This is a genomic window from Acidobacteriota bacterium, from assembly GCA_016713675.1.
Lineage (GTDB): Bacteria > Acidobacteriota > Blastocatellia > Pyrinomonadales > Pyrinomonadaceae > OLB17.
The window spans coordinates 1252457-1270546 of record JADJOS010000001.1 but is presented as its reverse complement, the minus strand read 5'-3'; the positions used below and the strand labels follow the sequence as shown (position 1 = coordinate 1270546).

The following is an 18090-nucleotide window of genomic DNA, read 5'->3' as shown; positions in this document are numbered from 1 at the left end:
ATAGCGGCGTTAACAAAATGCCGGACACCTCGAAAAATGAAAGTAAGCGGGCACCTCGAAATCGGACGGTCGAGATCGCCTTGGGCGAGGCTGCATCGCTTCGGAAAAAGCTCAAACGTCCGCCTTTTCGCGGTGAAAGCACAAAGAACGCAGTCATTCACGGCGATTCGTTTGATATTTTGCCGAAATTACCAAAGGCAAGTTTCGATCTGCTTTTTGCCGATCCGCCATATAACCTGACGAAGGCATTTGGGAAAGAAAGTTTTAGGGAGCGTTCATCCGGTGAATACGAGGCGTGGCTCGAAACGTGGCTTTCACTCTGCATTCCGCTGTTGAAGATTACCGCGTCCATTTATATTTGCGGCGACTGGCGTTCATCCTCGGCGATACAGCGGGTAGGGTCGCGGTACTTTAAGCTCCGGAACCGTATTACCTGGGAACGGGAAAAGGGCCGCGGGGCGAAGCGAAACTGGAAGAACACGGCCGAAGATATCTGGTTTTTTACTGTTTCAGACGATTTTACCTTCAACATTGACGATGTAAAGCTTCGCCGAAAGGTCCTGGCACCTTACACCGACAAGGGCGGGCCAAAAGATTGGAACGTCGGAGCTGATGGCAATTTTCGCGACACGCATCCATCAAATATCTGGACCGACATCAGCGTCCCCTTCTGGTCGATGCCCGAAAACACGGACCATCCGACCCAAAAGCCCGAAAAGCTGCTCGCCAAGATAATTCTCGCGAGTACAAATGCAGGAGATCTTATCCTTGACCCATTTGCCGGTTCCGGCACGACCGCGGTCGCGGCGAAGAAGCTCGGCCGCGACTTTATCGCGATCGAATCAGACGAACGATACTGCCTGCTGGCTCAAAAACGGCTCGAACTTTCGGAAATTGACTCGAGTATCCAGGGATTCGGCGATGGCGTATTTTGGGAAAGAAACAGTAAGATACAAAAATGAAGATCGCGACCTGGAATGTAAATTCGATCCGCCTGCGGCTGGATTCGATGATCGAGTGGCAGACTCGGACCGGAACGGATGTGCTGTGTGTGCAGGAGACCAAGGTCGTCGATTCCGACTTTCCCGTGCGGGCAATAGAGGACGCCGGGTTTCATGTTGCGTTTTTTGGGCAGAAGTCATATAACGGCGTGGCGATCATTTCGAAGCACGAGATCGCGGATGTTCAAAAAGGGTTTGCCAACGACGATGACGAACAACCCAAACGCCTGATCGCCGCGACGATCAACGGCGTGCGGATAATCAACACGTACATTCCAAACGGTACGGAGCTATGGACGGAGAAATTTACGTTCAAACTCGACTGGCTGCAGCGTTTGCGGCGGATGTTTGACGAGACCTGCGACCTGAATAAGAACGTGCTGCTCTGCGGCGATTTTAATGTTGCACCCGACGAACTCGACGTCTGGAGCGTGCCGGCGTGGACCGGCAAACTGCATTTTTCCAAGCCCGAACGCGCCGCGATCCATCATGTGAAGCAGTGGGGATTTGTCGACGTTTTTCGTCAGATCAACGGCGATCTGCAGGAATTCTCGTGGTGGAACTATCGCGAAGGTGCCTGGCAGCGGAATCAGGGCCTGCGGATCGACCACATCTGGGTCTCGCCGCCGCTCGCCGAAAAATGTACCGGCTGCTGGATCGACAAAGAACCGCGAGGCGGCGAACGGCCGAGTGACCATACGCCGGTGGTTGCGGAATTTGCGTTGTAACGTCATGAACGGAACCTTGTTTGATAAGCACCTGACTGCCGCAGAGATCGGGGCCGGACTGGAACACGTTATGGCAGCACCGAAAGATGTTGGCCGACTCGAAATGATCGTTCGGCGTCCGGCGGTTAACAAACGCGAGGTCATTGACGCCGGCGTCCTCGATCTCGAACGGGGTCTGATCGGTGACAACTGGCTGAGTCGCGGCAGCTCGCGCACCCAAGACGGAAAAGGTCATCCCGATATGCAGCTCAATCTGATGAATTTCCGCTATGCCATGCTGATCGCCGACAGCCGCGAGCGCGTGCCCCTGGCGGGCGACCAACTATTTGTCGATCTCGACCTCAGCGAAGAAAATGTGCCGCCCGGAACGCGGATCTCGATCGGCGAAGCCATCATCGAGGTGACAACGATACCGCATCTCGGCTGTAAGAAATTTGTCGAGCGTTTCGGCGTCGACGCGATGAAGATCGCCAATTCCGAATTCGGACGTAAACACCATTTACGCGGGATAAACGCTAAGGTCATCGAAAGCGGCTCGGTCAGCACCGGCAATATTGTTCGGTTGGCTGATGTATCCGGGAATAAATAAGAGAGTTCCGGCACCACCGAACTCGTAAAATAGTCACATGAGATCAATAAAGAGAATTGCCATATTTCTGATCGCCGCCGCAGGGTTGTTTGTTGTTGCGTCGATCGGTTTTGTGTATCTTGCGCCTTAATCGGCGGCGCGCTTATTCCTCACGTTGGAACGGAAACAAGCCGGGCTCGAACGCAAGGAGATCGAACTTGCTGACGGCACGCATTATGTCTATCTCGAGGGCGGACAGGGCCAACCGCTGATGCTGCTGCACGGTTTTGGGGCGAACAAGGATAGTTTCGACCGTGTCGCGAAGTTTCTCACGCCAAAATATCGCGTCATCGTACCCGATCACGTCGGTTTCGGCGAATCGGCCCATCCGCCCGAGGCAAATTACTCCGCCGCGGCACAGGCCGATCGGCTGCACGCTTTGGCCAACGCGCTGGGAATTAAGGAAATCCATCTCGGCGGAAGTTCGATGGGCGGCCAAATCGCGATGTCGTACGCGGTCCTATTCAGATCCGAGGTCAAAAGCCTCTGGCTGATCGACACCGGCGGCGTCTGGTCGGCACCGGCGAGCGAACTCCGTAAAAAGATCGAGGAGACCGGAACAAATCCGCTGCTGATCCGTACGGAAGACGAATTTGCCGGCCTTTTCCCGTGGGTGATGGCCGAACCGCCGTTTATCCCGAGGCCGATAATGAACGTGCTCGCACAGGAACGCATCCGCAATTTTGACCTCGAACAGCGTATTTTCACGCAGATCGCGTCCGATTCCGTTGAAGAACGCATTCGCGGGCTTGAAACGCCGACGCTCATCGTCTGGGGCGATAAAGACAGAACGATAAATGTCGCAACTGTTGAGGTTTTGCGTGGACTGCTGCCGCGTTCGCAAGCCGTGATAATGCCCGGCATCGGCCACGTACCCACCATCGAAAGGCCGCAGCAAAGCGCAGACGACTATCTGCGGTTCCGTTCGGGCTTGTAAGAAACAGGCAGCGAAATTTTTCTTTGAAGTTTTCCGTTTCGGTGCGACAATATCGGATATTGCTCGAGCCGACTCTTTAATTTTGATGACTAGGAAGGTGAGTTAAGTGTTTCTTCACTCTGCGAAAGATCATATTAAAATCAACAGATCTACTTTGTCCATATTGTGTCTGGCGATAGTCGCCGCTTTTGCGATCACAGTACCGGCCCAGAAAAAGCCTGCACCAAAGAAATTTACGACCGCCGGATATTTCAGCGATATCGCGGCCGGTAAGGAATCGGGTGATTTTTGCTGTATGGCGGTCTATCTGACGCAGTCGTCGGAAAAGACGTTTGCCTTGGTCACTCAGGCCCAGGGCGATATTTTTGATCCTGTGCTGGTCGAGGCATCAACCTCGGGCAAGGATATGAGGACCGTCGAATTTACGCTCCCCGATGAAAATGGCGACAAGAAGTATAAAGGAACGGTATCGGCCGCAAGTCTCAATTTAACGCTAGCCGGCACAAGATCGGTCCTTAAACGGAAATGTGCCAGCACCTACAGCGACATTAGCCTAGGCAGCGGAGGCGATCTCGGCGGAACTGAGATCTTTATCACCGACAGCGGCGGCACGTGGTGGGCACTCGTAACTATGGCTCAGGGTGAACTAGGCGAACCTACTCTGGTCAAGGCGGATGTGACTGGGAAGAACTATGAGAAGATCGCATTCACACTGCCTGACAGCGACCGAAAATTCACCGGAGTGATCGGCAAGACCTCGCTGACACTCAATGAAAGCGGCGCAAAGTCGGTATTGAAAGCAAAGTGCTATCAATAGCGACCTGCGGATGAATAATTAACTTTGCACGCCGCTGTTTGTGTTGTAATATCGCGCGGTGCGCTGATATACTGAGCAATTGACGGCTCTGCGGCTATTGTAGGTAGCGGAATTTAGATGGACATCAGAAAAGCATTACTGATATTCGCCGGCACTTTGTGCGTCGGTCTTGGTGTGCTCGGAATGTTCCTGCCGCTCATGCCAACCACCGTTTTCCTGCTGCTTGCTGCGTATTGCTATTCCCGCAGCTCTGAGAAATTTCACAACTGGCTCTTGAACAATCGCTGGTGCGGTTCGTATATCCGCAACTACAAGAGCGGCAAAGGCATCTCGCTTCGCCAGAAGGTCAGCACGATCATCACTCTCTGGGCCTCGATCGGTTTCAGTGTCTGGTTGCTGGCGGGCGGATTTTGGCTCAACCTTATCATGTTCGCGATCGCCCTCGGGGTGACGATCCATCTTGTGATGCTCAAGACTTACAAGTCCGAATCGGATCCTATCGCGGAAAATGCCGAGCTCGTTTCCCCTGAATCCCTCTAGCCGATCTTTACCGTCAACATCGAAATTGAGCCGCCGTCGAATCCCTCGACGGGAAATGACACAACATCGCCCTCGCTCTGCGTAGCAAGAACGTAGAGCAGCGGCAGGAAATGGTCGGGCGTCGGGGCGGAAAGTTGAGCGTCCTTGCCCATCAGCTCATACGATGCAAGCGGTTTGTGTTCGCCCGCGACCATTAGCTTTCGAGCTTCGGATTCGAATCTCACTGCCCAGTCGAATGGCTCCACGTCCTGTTTTCCCCCGGCATAACTGTGCAGATTGTGTACCAGATTGCCGCTGCCACATACGAGAACGCCTTCGTCGCGGAGCGGCGCGAGCTGTTTGGCAAACTCGTAATGCCAATCCGATGACTTGGTCTCGTCGATCGAAAGCTGCACGACCGGCATATCGGCATCTGGAAAGACGTGGCACAGCACCGACCACGTTCCGTGATCAAGTCCCCAGCGAACCGTATCCAAGATCACATCACCGCCAAGCAGACCATTTACGCGTGCGGCCAATTCAGGCGAACCTGCGGCGGGATATTCAAATTCAAACAGTTCACGCGGAAATCCGCCGAAATCATGGATCGTCTTCGGCCATTCCATCGCTGTCACGCCGACCGCAGGCACAAACCAATGCGCCGACACACAAAGGATGGCTTTCGGCCTCGGTATCGAGCGGCCGATCTCCGCCCACGCACGCGTGAATAGGTTATAGGCCAATGCATTCATCGGATTGCCGTGGCCAAAGAAAATTGCGGGCATCGGGCTAGTCATTTTCTTAAAAGTTCCATGACTCGCTTAAACAACTGCGGCAGCAAACCGACCGTTCTGATCAGCGAGCCGCTGGCGAAGGTGGTAGTCATTTTGCGAAATGTCGAGATGGCGTTTGCGGAGTACGGCATCCACCAGGCATCGGGCAAGATGGCGATGTGGTTAGTATGGATGTGCTGCGGTTGGACGAGTTCCATGAGGCCTTCGCGGCCGTGGGTGCGGCCCCGGCCTGAGTTTTTGAAGCCGCCCCACGGTGTCTGGCCGATGCCGTGAGTGTAGAGGACTTCGTTGATGCAAACCGAGCCGGCCTCGATCTTTTCCGCGATGCGTTTTCCTTTTGCACGGTCGCGCGTCCAGACGCTGGCGGTGAGGCCGAATTCGCTGTCATTTGCTAGTCTAATCGCTTCTTCTTCTGTCGAGAATGTCGCGATCGGGAGCGTCGGGCCGAAGGTTTCTTCCTGCATTGCACGCATGTCATTGTTTGCGTTGGTGATAACCGTCGGTTCGTAAAAGAGGCCTTCGAGATCGGGATTGCGTCGTCCACCGGTCTCGATCTTCGCTCTGCTGAGACGGAAATCCTCGACGTGATCCTCGACGATCTTGATCTGCCGTTCGGATGACATTGATCCGATCGAGACGTCTGCTCGATCGCCCGTGCCTTGTTGGAGCTGTTTTGTCCTTTCGACGATCTTGCGGGTTATTTCCTCCGCGACACTTTCCTGAACATACAGCCGCTCAACCGAAGAACACGACTGGCCCGAATTACAGAACGCACCCCAAACGGCGGCTCCGGCGGCGAGGTCGAGGTTCGCGTCGGCAAAGACGATCATCGGGTCCTTACCGCCGAGTTCGAGGACGACGGAGGTGAGGTTTTTCGCCGCCGCTGCGGCGATCTTCTTCCCGGTAGCGACCGAGCCGGTGAACATGATCTTGTCCGGATTTGATTCTACCAACGCGGCTCCCGTCTCTCCGCCGCCGCTGACGATCTGGACACAACCGTCAGGCAAGCCGGTCTTCTTAAAGATCTCGCCGATCTTGAGGCCGATCATTGGCGTCAGTTCGGACGGTTTGATGACGACCGTATTTCCCGCCATCAACGCCATCACAGCTTCGCCGAGCGGGATCGAGAAAGGATAATTCCACGCCGGAATAATTCCGACGACGCCGAGCGGCTGATATACGATCTTTGACGAGCGGCCGAGCAAGGCGTAGAGGCCGATGTTGATCTTTGCCGGTTTTAGTAGCTTTTCGGTCTTACGGGCGAAGTACTGCATCAGGTCAAGCACCGGTGCGATCTCCATCGACAAGGCCTCAGCAACGGGTTTTCCTGATTCGTCGGAGATGAGGCGGGCGATCACTTCGCGTTCGGCGAGCAAAACCTCGCGGGCCTTCATGATATAGGCCTTTCGCTCGACGAATGATGTTTTCTTCCACAACTGAAACGCAGTTCGGCTACGCTCGACCGCCGCGTTCACTGCGTCCTGCGAGGCTTGCGCGACACGGCCGACCTCGGCACCTGTCGCGGGGTTGTACGAGACGATCTCGTTGGTTTGGGTCGGCATTGCAGCGCTCATATAGGCTTCGGTTACTTCAAACAGGATGTACCGGATAAACAGGACCGGGGACCAAATAACGGTCGGGTGAATCTTTTCCTATCATGCTTAACTTGTAGATCCTGTTAAAAAACTAGCTCAACATTCGCTCGATGACGGCGTAGCTTGTTTCGATGGCGTCGGCGAGTTTGGCGGGTTCGGTGCCGCCGCCTTCGGCCATGTCGGGTTTGCCGCCGCCGCGGCCGCCAACTATCGGAGCGATCTCGCGAATGATGTCGCCAGCCTTTACTTGCGATGTAAGGTCGTCCGAGACACGGACGATGATGCCGACCTTGCCTTCGTCTGAACGGCCGATTATCACAACGCCGGATTTTAGACGGGCGAGCAACGTATCGGAAAGCTGACGCGTTCCGCCGCTGTCGAGGCCTTCGACGATTTTTCCTAAAACTTTAACGCCGTTTATTTCTCTGTGTTCATCTCCGCCCGAGGACGCATCGCCTATCGAGCCGGTCGCGATCTTGAGTTTTAACTCGTCCATTTCCTTGCGTGTCTTCTTCAGCTCTTCCTGTAATCTCGCGATGGCGTTTGGCAGGTTGTCGCGTTGGGTGTTCAAGGCCCCGAGCGACGCGTCGATGAGGCGTTCGTCTTCGCGGAAGCGGTTGAATGCGTCAAAGCCTGTGATCGCGCGGATGCGGCGGACGCCGGACGCGATCGCTTCATCGCCGGTGATCTTGAACGAGCCGATGTCGCCGGTCGCCCGGACGTGCGTGCCGCCGCACAACTCTTTCGAAAAGCCTCCGTCGCCCACGCTCAATACGCGCACCGCCGAACCGTATTTCTCCCCAAACAGAGCCATTGCACCGCCGGACATCGCCTCTTCGATGCTCATGACGTTGGTGTTTACCGTGTCGTTCTTAAGGATCTCGCGGTTGACCAGATCCTCGACCTCTGCGATCTCGGCCGTGGTCATCGGTTGGTAATGCGTAAAATCGAACCGCAGGACATTCGGCCCGACGACCGAACCGGCCTGTTTTACGTGTGTTCCCAGAACTTCCCTTAGAGCAGCGTGAACAAGATGAGTCGCGGTATGATTTCGCCGCGTCGCATCGCGTTTTTCGGCATTGACCGACGCGGTGACCTCGTCGCCGACATTAAGCGAGCCATTTTCGACCGTTACCTTATGAATGATGAGTCCTGCAACAGGCGAATACGTATCGGCAACAGCAGCGGTCGAATCAGCGGCGATCAGCTTGCCAACGTCGCCGACCTGACCGCCCGCCTCGGCGTAGAAAGGAGTTTGATCAAGAACCACACTGCCTTGCTGACCTTCGGCTAGAGTTTCGACGGACGTTTCGCCGTCGAGTATTCCGACTACTTTTGCTCCGGTGAGATGCGTCGTGTCGTAACCATGAAATTGGTTAACCCCGACCTTTTCGAGCAGCTCGGCATAGACCGGCGAAGGTTGGGACTTGCGTGTGGTCTGGCCGACCGTGCCCTGCGATTGGAGATCCTGCAGAGCGGAATCAAAGCGTTCGTTGAAATCGTCCTCTTCAAATTCGAGGCCTTTCTCTTCGAGATAGACGCGAATCAGATCGCGCGGCGTTCCGAATGTGTCGTAGAGTTTTCCGATCGAGAGGAAAAGGTCATCATCCTGTGGTGTGCTGCCGGAAATACCGAGTTCGTTCAGTTTTCCGAGCCCGACGGTCACGGTGTTCCCGAATCGTTCTTCTTCGATGCGGACCATTTTGCCGATGAAGTCGCGTTGGGTCTCAAGTTCCGGATACACGCCTTTCATCTCGGAGACGACAAAGTCGCAGACCTTGTAGAAGAAAAGATCGTTCAAACCCAAATGCTCGCGGCCATGGTAGATGGCACGGCGCATGATCTTTCTAAGGACATAGTTGCGGCCTTCGTTGCCGGGCAGAATTCCGTCTGCGATGGCAAACGCGGTGGAACGCGCGTGGTCGGCGATCACGCGTGAAGCAAATTGTTGGGTCTCGGTCAGTTCGTCGTAAACACTCATTAGATAGATAATATAACAAATTATATTTGAACGCGGATCGAGCGATTTTGGCAGATGTATGCGGTTGAAGTAAATTTCAATGGGACAGATCCATGAAGTTCCATCTGATCCTTCCGAGCCGCGTGCAAATCATCACAAAACCAGAAATTAGACGAAACCGCGACTTAGGTTTTGTAATATATATTGGCCGTGAACATTCTGTTTGGAATTCCGATATGAAAGCTGAGGAGATGAACAGCCGATGCACATTTGTTCTCGCGGAATTGACGCGAGAGATATCGGCAACTGACAGATGGACCCATAGTCACAGATTATGAATATTATAAGCTGGTTCGATTGCAGGCAACCGTTTGACACTTCGCCGGTTCTAACCTCAGAATTACGAGATTAATTAATTCAACTGCGAGAGGAAATATATGAGATCAAACGTTCGAATGGCAGTAGTGCTCGCGGCTTTTGCGGCGGTTCTGACCTTTGCTACGGCAAGCTCTGCTCAGATCATCGTTGGCGGCTATAAGGTCGTCGCAAAAACAGACGCCGGCGTAGTAGCAGCGGCCAATTTTGCGGTACAAGCCCAATCGGAAAATACCGGGAGAGAATATGAGTTGGAAGACATCGTTAAGGCCGAACGCCAGGTAGTGCAGGGCTCGAACTACCGGCTTTGTATGGAAGTCAGTGCAGACGGCAACGATGCGTTTCACGTTCAGGCGGTTGTATATGTGGATCTGAAAGGCAATAAAAAGCTATCGAGCTGGGCCGATTCGAGCTGTGGCGACTCGGCCGCCGCACCGGTAACTAAGCAGATCGTTGTCGGCGGATTCGGAACCGCCCCGAAGACCGATGCTCAGGTCGTTGCGGCAGCGAATTTTGCGGTCAAGGCGCAGTCAAAGAAGTTGGCAGCGGAGTTCGAGGTCGTCGAGATCGTAAAGGCGGAGCGTCAGGTCGTTCAGGGTATGAACTACCGCATTTGTATGCTGGTAAATGTCGAAGGCGATGAACCGTTTATGATCAGCACCGTCATTTATCAAGATTTCAAGCGGAACTATAGCCTATCTAGTTGGAAAGAATCAGAATGCGGTGTGGCCGGTGCGAGTATGTGACTCACCGCTACAAGGATTGGCCCCGGCAAGCTTGGATCATATAGGTTCAGTTTGACTCAAATGTTCCGTTAACCGATAACGAGACCGGGAGAAATAAAGATCTGAGGATAAATATGAAAACACCACCACTTGCATCAATTTTGCTCTCCACATTCGCGGTCATTTTTATTGCATTTTCGGCTGTTTCGGCACAGCCGGGCGGCTATCAGCCTACGGAGCTCGACGCCGGTGTACGGCTCGCGGCCGATTTTGCGGTAAAGGAACAGGCGACGAGGGCCAAGACCACGATAAGCCTGGACCGAATCGTAAAGGCGTCGGATAAGACACCAAAGATGGGCGCGAGGGACTTTATGCTCTGTCTTGAGGCTACGGTTACGGGTAAAAGGTTGTTTGCCCAAGCGATCGTGTCGGTGGATCAGTATTCGAATTTTAGCCTCATGGGCTGGTCAAAATCGACCTGCGGCAAGTCGGACTCAGGCGGAGGCATGGGATCGGTCGGCGACTTTAAGCCGAACACGGACTATAAGGAGATCGAAAACATTGACGCAGGTGCCGAGCTTGCGGCCGATTTTGCCGTGAAGGAACAGGCGAAGAAAACCAAAGCTACGATCACGCCCGCGACGATTATCAAAGGCGAAGATCTGGAACCGAAACTCGGCGCACGTAATTTCAGGCTATGTCTCAAAACAACGGTCAACGGCAAAGCGACAACGGCTCAAACACTAGTAAATGTCGATCAGTATTCGAACCATAAGCTGGTCAGCTGGACCGAGATGAAATGCGGAGGAGGAGACGGCGACGGTTTCAAGCCGGTCGAAAAGGAATTTACTGCAGGAGTCGATATGGCGGCAGATTGGGCTGTCGGCGAGCATTCAAAGGACACTGGCGTCGATCACAAGCTTGTTGAGATACTGAAACGCGAGGAAAAGGGAATGTTCTCGATGACCTATCGAATTTGTATGAAGGTTAGTGAAGGCAACGAGACGCAGGTCATTCAGGCGGTCGTTACGCGAGACCAGTATTCGAATCACAAACTCGTCAGCTGGGAACACTCTAAGTGCACAAAATAAAAGGAGTTAGCTGACACCTTTTGAGCGATCCCAGCTGCCTTGCAGCTTTCTTAACAACAATATTTGTCCGGCATGATAGGCGTTGTGGGCGTTGATATTTGATATCAATGTCGCCCACGACGCCCTATTTGTTTTTGAAACGGGCTCGTTGAATTTGCTCTCGTCGGCGTTGGCGATCAAGTCGCGAAACTCGGTCAAGATCGCGTCAAGCCTCGCGGTTTCTGCATTCCACGTTTCCGCAGTCGCTTCGCCGGCCGTAAATGTCGCGTCATTGTCATCCGCCGGATATTGATAATCCACGCCCTTGAACCGTTCGACATAGGCGAAATTGTAATAGTTCAGGTGGCTGACTGTTTCCCAGATCGAGTTATCGCAACATTGAGGCTTCCACAACGCCTCGTCCGCCGTCACGGCTTCAAGTGTGTTTTTAAGCGCGACGAACCAGGCGTCTTTGTCGTAGCAGGCTGTGAATTGTTCGAGTAAGATCGCTTTTGTCATATCGTAAATATATGTCGACCCGACGTAACTTTGCTACTTTTCCATTCTCGTGAAGACCGCGATTTTGAACGAAACCCCGTGCGGGAAATACTCGACGTGTTTTTCCTCACCATTAATCGTCACTTTTACGATCAACGGCAGATCAGGCTTCCACGCGTTGCTAAAGCGGTAAGCGTTCTCGACGCTAACGAAACCCATTCCGTCTCGCAAACCGGCTTTGTAGGCAGGTCCGTTCTTGTTCACGGCGGTGACCTTTTTTGCTTTTCGCGTTTCTTCGAGTGAAAATCCTATTTCGAACGAAGGCTTTTCGATGAGGTGAAGTCTGTATCTGGGAATTGCTCGTTCGTCAGGAACGATCGGCTCGCCTCGCATAATATATCGTTCGATATCGCCCTTGGCGTCGACGCCATTTTCGCTAGCAATTTTTACTAACGTATCCTCAGTTATATTGCCTTTCGACGCGGCCGCGAGCCTATACAGCTCTCGGATAAGATCGCCCAGATCTTTATCTTTACGTGAACGCCGAATCTGAGCGTCCCAATTTAACGCGATCAATGCTCCGCGAAAATAGGCGAGCTTTTTCGCAACACCGTCGAATTTGCCCGTTTTACCCAGATCGATAAGCTCATCGTAACCTTTCGCCCGATGCGGATTATCGGCAATGTTGTGGGTGTTTTGATTTACCCAGGTGACAATCTCATCCGCCGTCATAAGCTTCGCCTCGGTCAATATTTTGCGGGCGAAATAGTCGGTAAACCCTTCGGAAAACCATTCCAACCTCACATCGGAATATTTCTTGTCTTGAATTATCTCGATCTTATTCGGGAGCCAATTGTGAAAGAACTCGTGAGCGACGAGCACGTACAGATCTTCGATCTTGGTCTTTGGGTCAACAAAACAAATAAAACCGTTGTCGGGAGCATAACCCGCGTTAACATTGCTTCGCGGTGCGAGGACGATCGTATAGTTGGGCTGCTCATAGTCATTAAACCACGCACGTTCGGCGCGAATGATCTGTTCTATCGACGCATATATCTTGGCCCGCGGGATATGAAGATCACCATGAGCAAAAACTGCGACGCGTCCCTTTTTTGTGTTAAAAATGTGACCATTCGCACCGCCGCCGATGGCTGACGAACTCAGGTCATCATAGCTCGATTGGACCGAATATTTTGAAGCGTTCGCACTGATCGTCGAATATATCTTCCAACCGGACGGAATTCCGTCGATCTCGATCTGGTACGGCACTTTCTGATTGATGTCTCCGATCGGCAGCAAGTATTGACAGCCCGCGAGGTGAAAATGCCCGGCGCTAGTGTTTGGCGAATACGGCGACGCATCCATCGCCTTCGGGTCGTAAGAAAGCGTGTATCGAAGCGAAACTGTGCCATCCGAGTTTGGCTTAACGCGACGCTCAGTCGAGCTTTCGGCGTCTTGTACGGTGGTGCCCGCGATGCCTTCAAAGCGGGACACATACTTGGAAAGGTCGGGAGTTCCGAAACAATCGGACGGCAGTTTTACCGTAAGCGGCTCGCTGTTCTTATTTTGAAAACTAAGAGAAATGTTTAGTTCGGTCCGGTCCGAGAGTGGAGTTGGTCTGATCTTGTAGGAAAAGCCAGTCGTTTGCGCATTTGAGCCAATCGCAAGGGATAAAAATAACGTCGCCAGGACTATATAAGAGCGGGTGGTTATTTTGCTCATTTTACCGTTTCTCCAAACAGTAAAGCGTAGACCACAAATTTCCGGTATCACCAACCGGAATTAATTTTCCAACGGTCAACGATCTCGCCGCTTTCCAGAACATTGTAATGCGAATGCTGGGCGGCGGTCATACATGAGTGATTTGCAAGGATCCGAATGCGGTCTCCGACCTTGAAACGATCGAATGCGGTATCTTCTCCGGCGTGGATCACGCCGTGTTCCTGCGAGAGCGATGTGAGACGCATTCCTGTGTCGACGCCTTCGAGATCAAGGACGCGGCCATAACCACACGTCGGGTCGAGGCCGACCGGGCCGCGATCTTTTGACATTGCGATGCCGCCGGCGTCTATTACCAATTTTCGCCGCGACGCGTTGCGATGCACGACCGCCGCAAGTACGGTCAAAGCCGTATCTTCAAACGAGCAACTGCCGAGCGTCGCTTGAAAATTGTCGAAGAAAATGTAATTTCCCGGCCGAACTTCGTCGATGCCGTCGAGATGGTCGATGTGATTTATCGTCGGCGTCGAACCAATACTGACGGTTGGGACCTCGATGCTCGTTTCCCTCAATCTCGTCGCCAGATCGACCATGCAATCACGTTCGTGACGAGCAACTGCCTTAATCTCCTCAACGGTTTGGACGTCATACGAATGTCCGGCGTGCGTGAGAATTCCGGCGAAATGCAGATTTTGCGCATCCGAAAGTTGTCGCGGAATCTCAATAGCATCAGCAGTGTGCGGCTCAACGCCGACGCGGTGTGTGCCGCAATCGATCTTTACGAACACGTTGAATTTCACACCTGCTCGCCCGGCAGCCGCGTCGAGCTGTTTTGCAGTTTCGGCATCGTCGGTGAGTAAATTGAGCTTTGAGCCGCTTCGCAATATCTCGATCGCGTCAGCAAATTTCCCGGGTTCGATCGGCACAGCATAAGTTATGTCATTGAAACCATTAGCCGCAAACGCCCGGGCCTCAGCGAGCGTCGAAACCGTAATCGCACCGTTATGTCCGGTGGTTTGAATGCGGGCGACCTCGACACATTTGTGGGTCTTTATATGCGGTCGCAAACGTGCTCCACCGTCGGCCGCTATTAACGATATTTGCTCGGCGTTACGTCGAACGCGTGACATGTCCAAGATCAAGGATGGTGTTGAGATGGAATGCAGGTCCATAAGGGTCACCGAACGGAGCTAATTAGACACCGTAAGGACTTCATTAAACTCAAGCTTTCATTTTGAAGGCGGCAGCTCGCGGACCTTTTGTTCGTCTGCGGCTGCCAGGTCTGCTTTTCCGAGCGCACGATACAGTTTTGCCCGATCTTGATAGGCCTTTCGGTTCTTTGGCGAAAGGCTTATCGCGGTCGTAAGCGATGCAACCGCGTCGATGCGTGCCTTGGAGGCGTTTACGGACGAGAGCATCGTCGAACCGGACTGGTACATCGCGTGGATGATATAAGTGGTCGAACATATCTCCTTGACACCGTACAATGCTGCTCCGGCTCCCCGTCGAATTTCGTCATTAGGCCGATTCTTGATCACAAGATCTGCCCATTCCATGGTTGATCCCAGCGACTGATCGCATATTGACGTAGCAGTGATCGTCTGGGTCTGAGCAAAGAGAAAACCCGTTCCCTGCATGATCTTATCTTTCTGCAATTCGACATCTGCTGCGTCAAGATAACGATTCATGCCTTTCATACCGGCCATTGCGATGGTCCCTCGGTCCCGATCTGACTCCGTGAATCGCCTAAGGGCTTCATAAGATCGGGCACGCGTGATCAGGAGATCAAAATAAACGTTCGTCAACATATCTTTGCTCGGTGTACCTTCCGCGTCAAGCTTGATCAGTACTAATGACCATGTCGCCAGATCGATAGCCGACAAGTAGTTTCCTGCCTTGAGAGCATTTTCCGCGAGTATTCGGCCGTCGTACGGATCGGTGATCGCTATCGTTGCAACTGGTGGAGTCGTTCCCCCCACCGCGACCTTGGTCGGATTAGCCTTTGCCAACTCTGAATTTACGTAGTTGAGATGCGATTTCGCCAGGTCATAATTTGGATAAAGCTTGATCGCCTTTTCAAGGTCGGCCCGGGCTGCTGTGTATTTCTTTGAGACTGAAAAGAGCTTTCCGCGTGTGAAGAGGGCAACGAAGTCCTTCGGATTCAACCTGATAGCCTCATTGACGTCGGCCATTGCTTTGGCATTGTCACGCTGGGCCTCGTACATCTGTCCGCGTCCGCTGTAAGCCTGAGAAAGGCGCGGATTCAACTTGATCGCTTCAGTGAAATCCGTGATAGCCTGCGGCCGTTTGGCTGTGTCGATCTCAGCGAGCCTAATTCGTACCACTCCACGCTCGGACCAGTAATCGGCGTTTTTTGGGTTTACCTTGATGGCCTGAGAAAAGTCAGCCTCAGCCCTATCAAAGTCCAGCCGGCTCATCGCCAATTCGGCTTTCAAACGGTATGCTAATCCCCGATTGTACCAAGCAGTTTCACCACGAGGTTGGATCTTAAGATACTCAGAAAAACTTGCAATTGCGGCATCGTAGCGATCGTTGCGGTAATGTTCGTTGCCCTGTTTGAAGTGCTCCGACGCACGCTTTAGCTGTTCTGGGGTCTGGCCGTAAAGCGAGACCAGCGACACCAAAACCGTGCTCATTACCAACAATATCATTCTCACATATGCAAACTTCATAGCTAGATCAACGCTTTTGCGAGCTTTAATAAATTTTCGACTGTATAACCGTAATCCCGGAACACATCTTCCGCAGGTGCCGAGGCTCCGAATTTATCGACGGCGAGAATGTCGCCGCTGTCGCCCGTGTATTTATGCCAGCCCTGTGAAACGCCGGCTTCGATGGCGAGACGGGCCGTTACCTTTGGCGGCAGGATCTCGTCGCGGTATTTTTGCGGCTGAGCGTCGAAGAATTCCCAGCATGGCATTGAGACTACGCGGGTCGGCGTGCCTTCGGCGTTTAGCTTTTCGCGAGCCTCCATTGCCAGGCCGACTTCGGAGCCGGTGGCGATCAGAATGAGTTTTGGTGTTGCAGCCTTTCCGGCTTTTGTTTCGGCCTCGGCGAGAATATATGCACCTTTGTGCAGGCCCTTTGCGTCACCGAATTTTTTGCGGTCGATGAGAGCGACCTTTTGGCGTGATAGGGCGAATGCGGTCGGGGCTTTTGTCCGTTTTAGTGCGGCGCGCCAGGCTTCGCGGGTTTCGTGGGCGTCGCACGGGCGAATGACCGCGAGATTTGGTATCGCACGCATCGCGGCGATGTGTTCGACGGATTGGTGCGTTGGACCGTCTTCGCCGAGGCCGATCGAGTCGTGGGTGAAGACAAAGATCGTCCGGATCTGCGACAACGCCGCTAGCCTGATCGCCGGCCGCATATAATCGGAGAACGTCTGAAACGTACCGCCAAAAGGAATCACGCCGCCGTACAGTGCCATGCCGTTCATCAGTGAGCCCATCGCGTGTTCGCGAATGCCGTAGTGGACGTTGCGGTTCTCAAATCGCCCGGATTGAATATCGGCTGATGATTTGATGTAAGTGTTGTTTGAAGGCGTCAGATCGCCCGAGCCGCCGAGCATCTGCGGAATGGTATCGGCAATGGCATTGATCACATCGCCGCTGTATGCGCGTGTTGCTTTTGCCTCGACCCCGTCGAATTTCGGCAAGCTTTTCTCCCAACCGTCGGGCAGCGAATCGCTGCGGATCGATGCGAACGCGGCACCGAGTTCGGGATGAGTCTTCCCGTACTGTTTAACGAGAGCCTCCCATTCCTTTTCGATTGCGGCACCGTTTTTTACAGCTTGCCGCATGTGTGCGGAAACCTCTTTCGGGACGTAAAAGCTCTTGTCCTCAGGCCAACCGAGATTGCGCTTTGTTTCCTTGACGGCCTCTTCGCCCGGAGCATCGGAATGGGCCTTGCTCGTTCCCTGTTTCGGCATCCCGAAACCGATTATCGTGTGAACTCGGATCAGCGACGGTTTGTTTTTGACCTTCTGAGCGTCCTTGATCGCTTTTTCGATCGCTTTCAGATCGTTGCCGTCAGCGACCTCAGAGACGTGCCAACCTGCAGCCTCGAACCGCTTGGTCCGGTCCTCGGTAAACGCGAGATCGGTCGAACCGTCGATCGTGATCTGGTTGTCGTCGTAGAGATAGATCAGATTGCCGAGCTTCAGATGCCCGGCCAGCGAAGCAGCCTCGTAACTGACGCCCTCCATCAAATCGCCGTCGGAGCAGATGTTGTAAATGAATCCGTCGGCGACAGGAAAGCCTTTTTTGTTGAACTTCGCCGCCAGATGAGCCTGAGCGATGCCCATTCCGACGCCGTTCGCAAAGCCTTGTCCCAACGGCCCTGTCGTCACCTCGACGCCCGCAGTCATAATATTCTCAGGGTGCCCCGGCGTTTTCGAATGTAATTGCCGGAACCGCTTGATCTCGTCCATAGACAGATCATAGCCCGTCAGATGCAGTAAGCTGTAGATCAGCATCGACCCATGCCCGCCCGACAACAAAAACCGGTCGCGGCCAAACCACTTCGGATTCTTCGGGTTGTGCCGCAGAAACTTGGTCCACAACACATACGCCGCAGGTGCCATCCCAAGCGGCAGCCCCGGATGCCCGGAATTCGCCTTCTGAATAGCATCCAGCGAAAGTGTGCGAATGGTGTTGATACAGAGTTGGTCGAGGTTGAGTTTTTCAGTTGTCATTTGGAAATTG

Annotated in this window: 15 protein-coding genes and 1 pseudogene; 8 read left to right on the top strand and 8 right to left on the bottom strand. The window is 53.4% G+C overall.

The window, feature by feature from the left end; all coding sequences use genetic code 11:
• Window positions 1–17 precede the first annotated feature (17 nt).
• From IPK01_05755 to IPK01_05730, 6 genes and pseudogenes are all read left to right on the top strand, one after another.
• Window positions 18–962: a site-specific DNA-methyltransferase gene (locus tag IPK01_05755; GenBank protein ID MBK7932996.1), complete on the top strand. Its 945-nt coding sequence runs from the start codon at window positions 18–20 to the stop codon at window positions 960–962.
• Window positions 959–1729, top strand: a complete 771-nt coding sequence (gene xth, locus IPK01_05750; protein ID MBK7932995.1) for an exodeoxyribonuclease III — start codon at window positions 959–961, stop codon at window positions 1727–1729. Before IPK01_05755 ends, xth begins: the two co-directional genes overlap by 4 nt.
• A 70-nt stretch (window positions 1730–1799) precedes the next feature.
• Entirely contained in the window at window positions 1800–2318 is a 519-nt protein-coding gene (locus tag IPK01_05745; GenBank protein ID MBK7932994.1) for an MOSC domain-containing protein, read from the top strand.
• 37 nt (window positions 2319–2355) lie between these two features.
• Window positions 2356–3294: pseudogene (locus IPK01_05740) on the top strand (alpha/beta hydrolase).
• 154 nt (window positions 3295–3448) lie between these two features.
• Window positions 3449–4111 carry a hypothetical protein gene (locus IPK01_05735; protein MBK7932993.1) on the top strand — a complete coding sequence of 221 codons (663 nt, stop codon included), beginning with the start codon at window positions 3449–3451 and terminating at the stop codon, window positions 4109–4111.
• A 117-nt stretch (window positions 4112–4228) separates the two neighbouring features.
• Window positions 4229–4651 (top strand): YbaN family protein, encoded by a 423-nt coding sequence (locus IPK01_05730; protein MBK7932992.1) that lies wholly within the window; start codon window positions 4229–4231, stop codon window positions 4649–4651.
• Here the strand turns inward: IPK01_05730 and ygiD are convergent.
• The 3 genes from ygiD to alaS all read right to left on the bottom strand — a co-directional run bounded on the left by ygiD (window position 4648) and on the right by alaS (window position 9000).
• Window positions 4648–5427 carry a 4,5-DOPA dioxygenase extradiol gene (gene ygiD, locus IPK01_05725; protein MBK7932991.1) on the bottom strand — a complete coding sequence of 260 codons (780 nt, stop codon included), beginning with the start codon at window positions 5425–5427 and terminating at the stop codon, window positions 4648–4650. The two genes, IPK01_05730 and ygiD, sit on opposite strands and share 4 nt — an antisense overlap.
• A complete protein-coding gene (locus IPK01_05720; GenBank protein MBK7932990.1) occupies window positions 5424–6998 on the bottom strand; it encodes an aldehyde dehydrogenase family protein in 1575 nt (524 codons plus the stop codon). Before IPK01_05720 ends, ygiD begins: the two co-directional genes overlap by 4 nt.
• 112 nt (window positions 6999–7110) lie before the next feature.
• Window positions 7111–9000, bottom strand: coding sequence for an alanine--tRNA ligase (gene alaS / locus IPK01_05715; GenBank protein MBK7932989.1), 1890 nt, complete (start codon window positions 8998–9000; stop codon window positions 7111–7113).
• 416 nt (window positions 9001–9416) lie between these two features.
• On the opposite strand from alaS, the gene IPK01_05710 reads away from it, so the two are divergent.
• Window positions 9417–10100, top strand: coding sequence for a hypothetical protein (locus tag IPK01_05710; protein ID MBK7932988.1), 684 nt, complete (start codon window positions 9417–9419; stop codon window positions 10098–10100).
• A gap of 113 nt (window positions 10101–10213) precedes the next feature.
• Window positions 10214–11170: a hypothetical protein gene (locus IPK01_05705; GenBank protein MBK7932987.1), complete on the top strand. Its 957-nt coding sequence runs from the start codon at window positions 10214–10216 to the stop codon at window positions 11168–11170.
• Between the two features lie 6 nt (window positions 11171–11176).
• On the opposite strand, the gene IPK01_05700 is transcribed toward IPK01_05705, so the two are convergent.
• Genes IPK01_05700 through tkt form a run of 5 tightly spaced genes read right to left on the bottom strand, consistent with a single transcriptional unit; the run spans window position 11177 to window position 18080 of the window.
• Window positions 11177–11668 carry a DinB family protein gene (locus tag IPK01_05700; protein ID MBK7932986.1) on the bottom strand — a complete coding sequence of 164 codons (492 nt, stop codon included), beginning with the start codon at window positions 11666–11668 and terminating at the stop codon, window positions 11177–11179.
• Window positions 11669–11701: 33 nt separating this feature from the next.
• Window positions 11702–13369, bottom strand: a complete 1668-nt coding sequence (locus IPK01_05695; GenBank protein ID MBK7932985.1) for a hypothetical protein — start codon at window positions 13367–13369, stop codon at window positions 11702–11704.
• Window positions 13370–13416: 47 nt separating this feature from the next.
• Entirely contained in the window at window positions 13417–14538 is a 1122-nt protein-coding gene (locus tag IPK01_05690) for an alanine racemase (GenBank protein ID MBK7932984.1), read from the bottom strand.
• 57 nt (window positions 14539–14595) lie between these two features.
• Window positions 14596–16059: a tetratricopeptide repeat protein gene (locus IPK01_05685; protein ID MBK7932983.1), complete on the bottom strand. Its 1464-nt coding sequence runs from the start codon at window positions 16057–16059 to the stop codon at window positions 14596–14598.
• A 2-nt stretch (window positions 16060–16061) separates the two neighbouring features.
• Window positions 16062–18080: a transketolase gene (gene tkt / locus IPK01_05680; GenBank protein ID MBK7932982.1), complete on the bottom strand. Its 2019-nt coding sequence runs from the start codon at window positions 18078–18080 to the stop codon at window positions 16062–16064.
• Between the last annotated feature and the right edge of the window lie 10 nt (window positions 18081–18090).

Bases quoted from the DNA above. Each gene is read 5' to 3' on its own strand.
- IPK01_05755 (MBK7932996.1), top strand. From the start codon at position 18: ATGCCGGACACCTCGAAAAATGAAAGTAAGCGGGCACCTCGAAATCGG.
- xth (MBK7932995.1), top strand. From the start codon at position 959: ATGAAGATCGCGACCTGGAATGTAAATTCGATCCGCCTGCGGCTGGAT.
- IPK01_05745 (MBK7932994.1), top strand. From the start codon at position 1,800: ATGGCAGCACCGAAAGATGTTGGCCGACTCGAAATGATCGTTCGGCGT.
- IPK01_05730 (MBK7932992.1), top strand. From the start codon at position 4,229: ATGGACATCAGAAAAGCATTACTGATATTCGCCGGCACTTTGTGCGTC.
- ygiD (MBK7932991.1), bottom strand. From the start codon at position 5,427: ATGACTAGCCCGATGCCCGCAATTTTCTTTGGCCACGGCAATCCGATG.
- IPK01_05720 (MBK7932990.1), bottom strand. From the start codon at position 6,998: ATGAGCGCTGCAATGCCGACCCAAACCAACGAGATCGTCTCGTACAAC.
- alaS (MBK7932989.1), bottom strand. From the start codon at position 9,000: ATGAGTGTTTACGACGAACTGACCGAGACCCAACAATTTGCTTCACGC.
- IPK01_05710 (MBK7932988.1), top strand. From the start codon at position 9,417: ATGAGATCAAACGTTCGAATGGCAGTAGTGCTCGCGGCTTTTGCGGCG.
- IPK01_05705 (MBK7932987.1), top strand. From the start codon at position 10,214: ATGAAAACACCACCACTTGCATCAATTTTGCTCTCCACATTCGCGGTC.
- IPK01_05700 (MBK7932986.1), bottom strand. From the start codon at position 11,668: ATGACAAAAGCGATCTTACTCGAACAATTCACAGCCTGCTACGACAAA.
- IPK01_05695 (MBK7932985.1), bottom strand. From the start codon at position 13,369: ATGAGCAAAATAACCACCCGCTCTTATATAGTCCTGGCGACGTTATTT.
- IPK01_05690 (MBK7932984.1), bottom strand. From the start codon at position 14,538: ATGGACCTGCATTCCATCTCAACACCATCCTTGATCTTGGACATGTCA.
- IPK01_05685 (MBK7932983.1), bottom strand. From the start codon at position 16,059: ATGAAGTTTGCATATGTGAGAATGATATTGTTGGTAATGAGCACGGTT.
- tkt (MBK7932982.1), bottom strand. From the start codon at position 18,080: ATGACAACTGAAAAACTCAACCTCGACCAACTCTGTATCAACACCATT.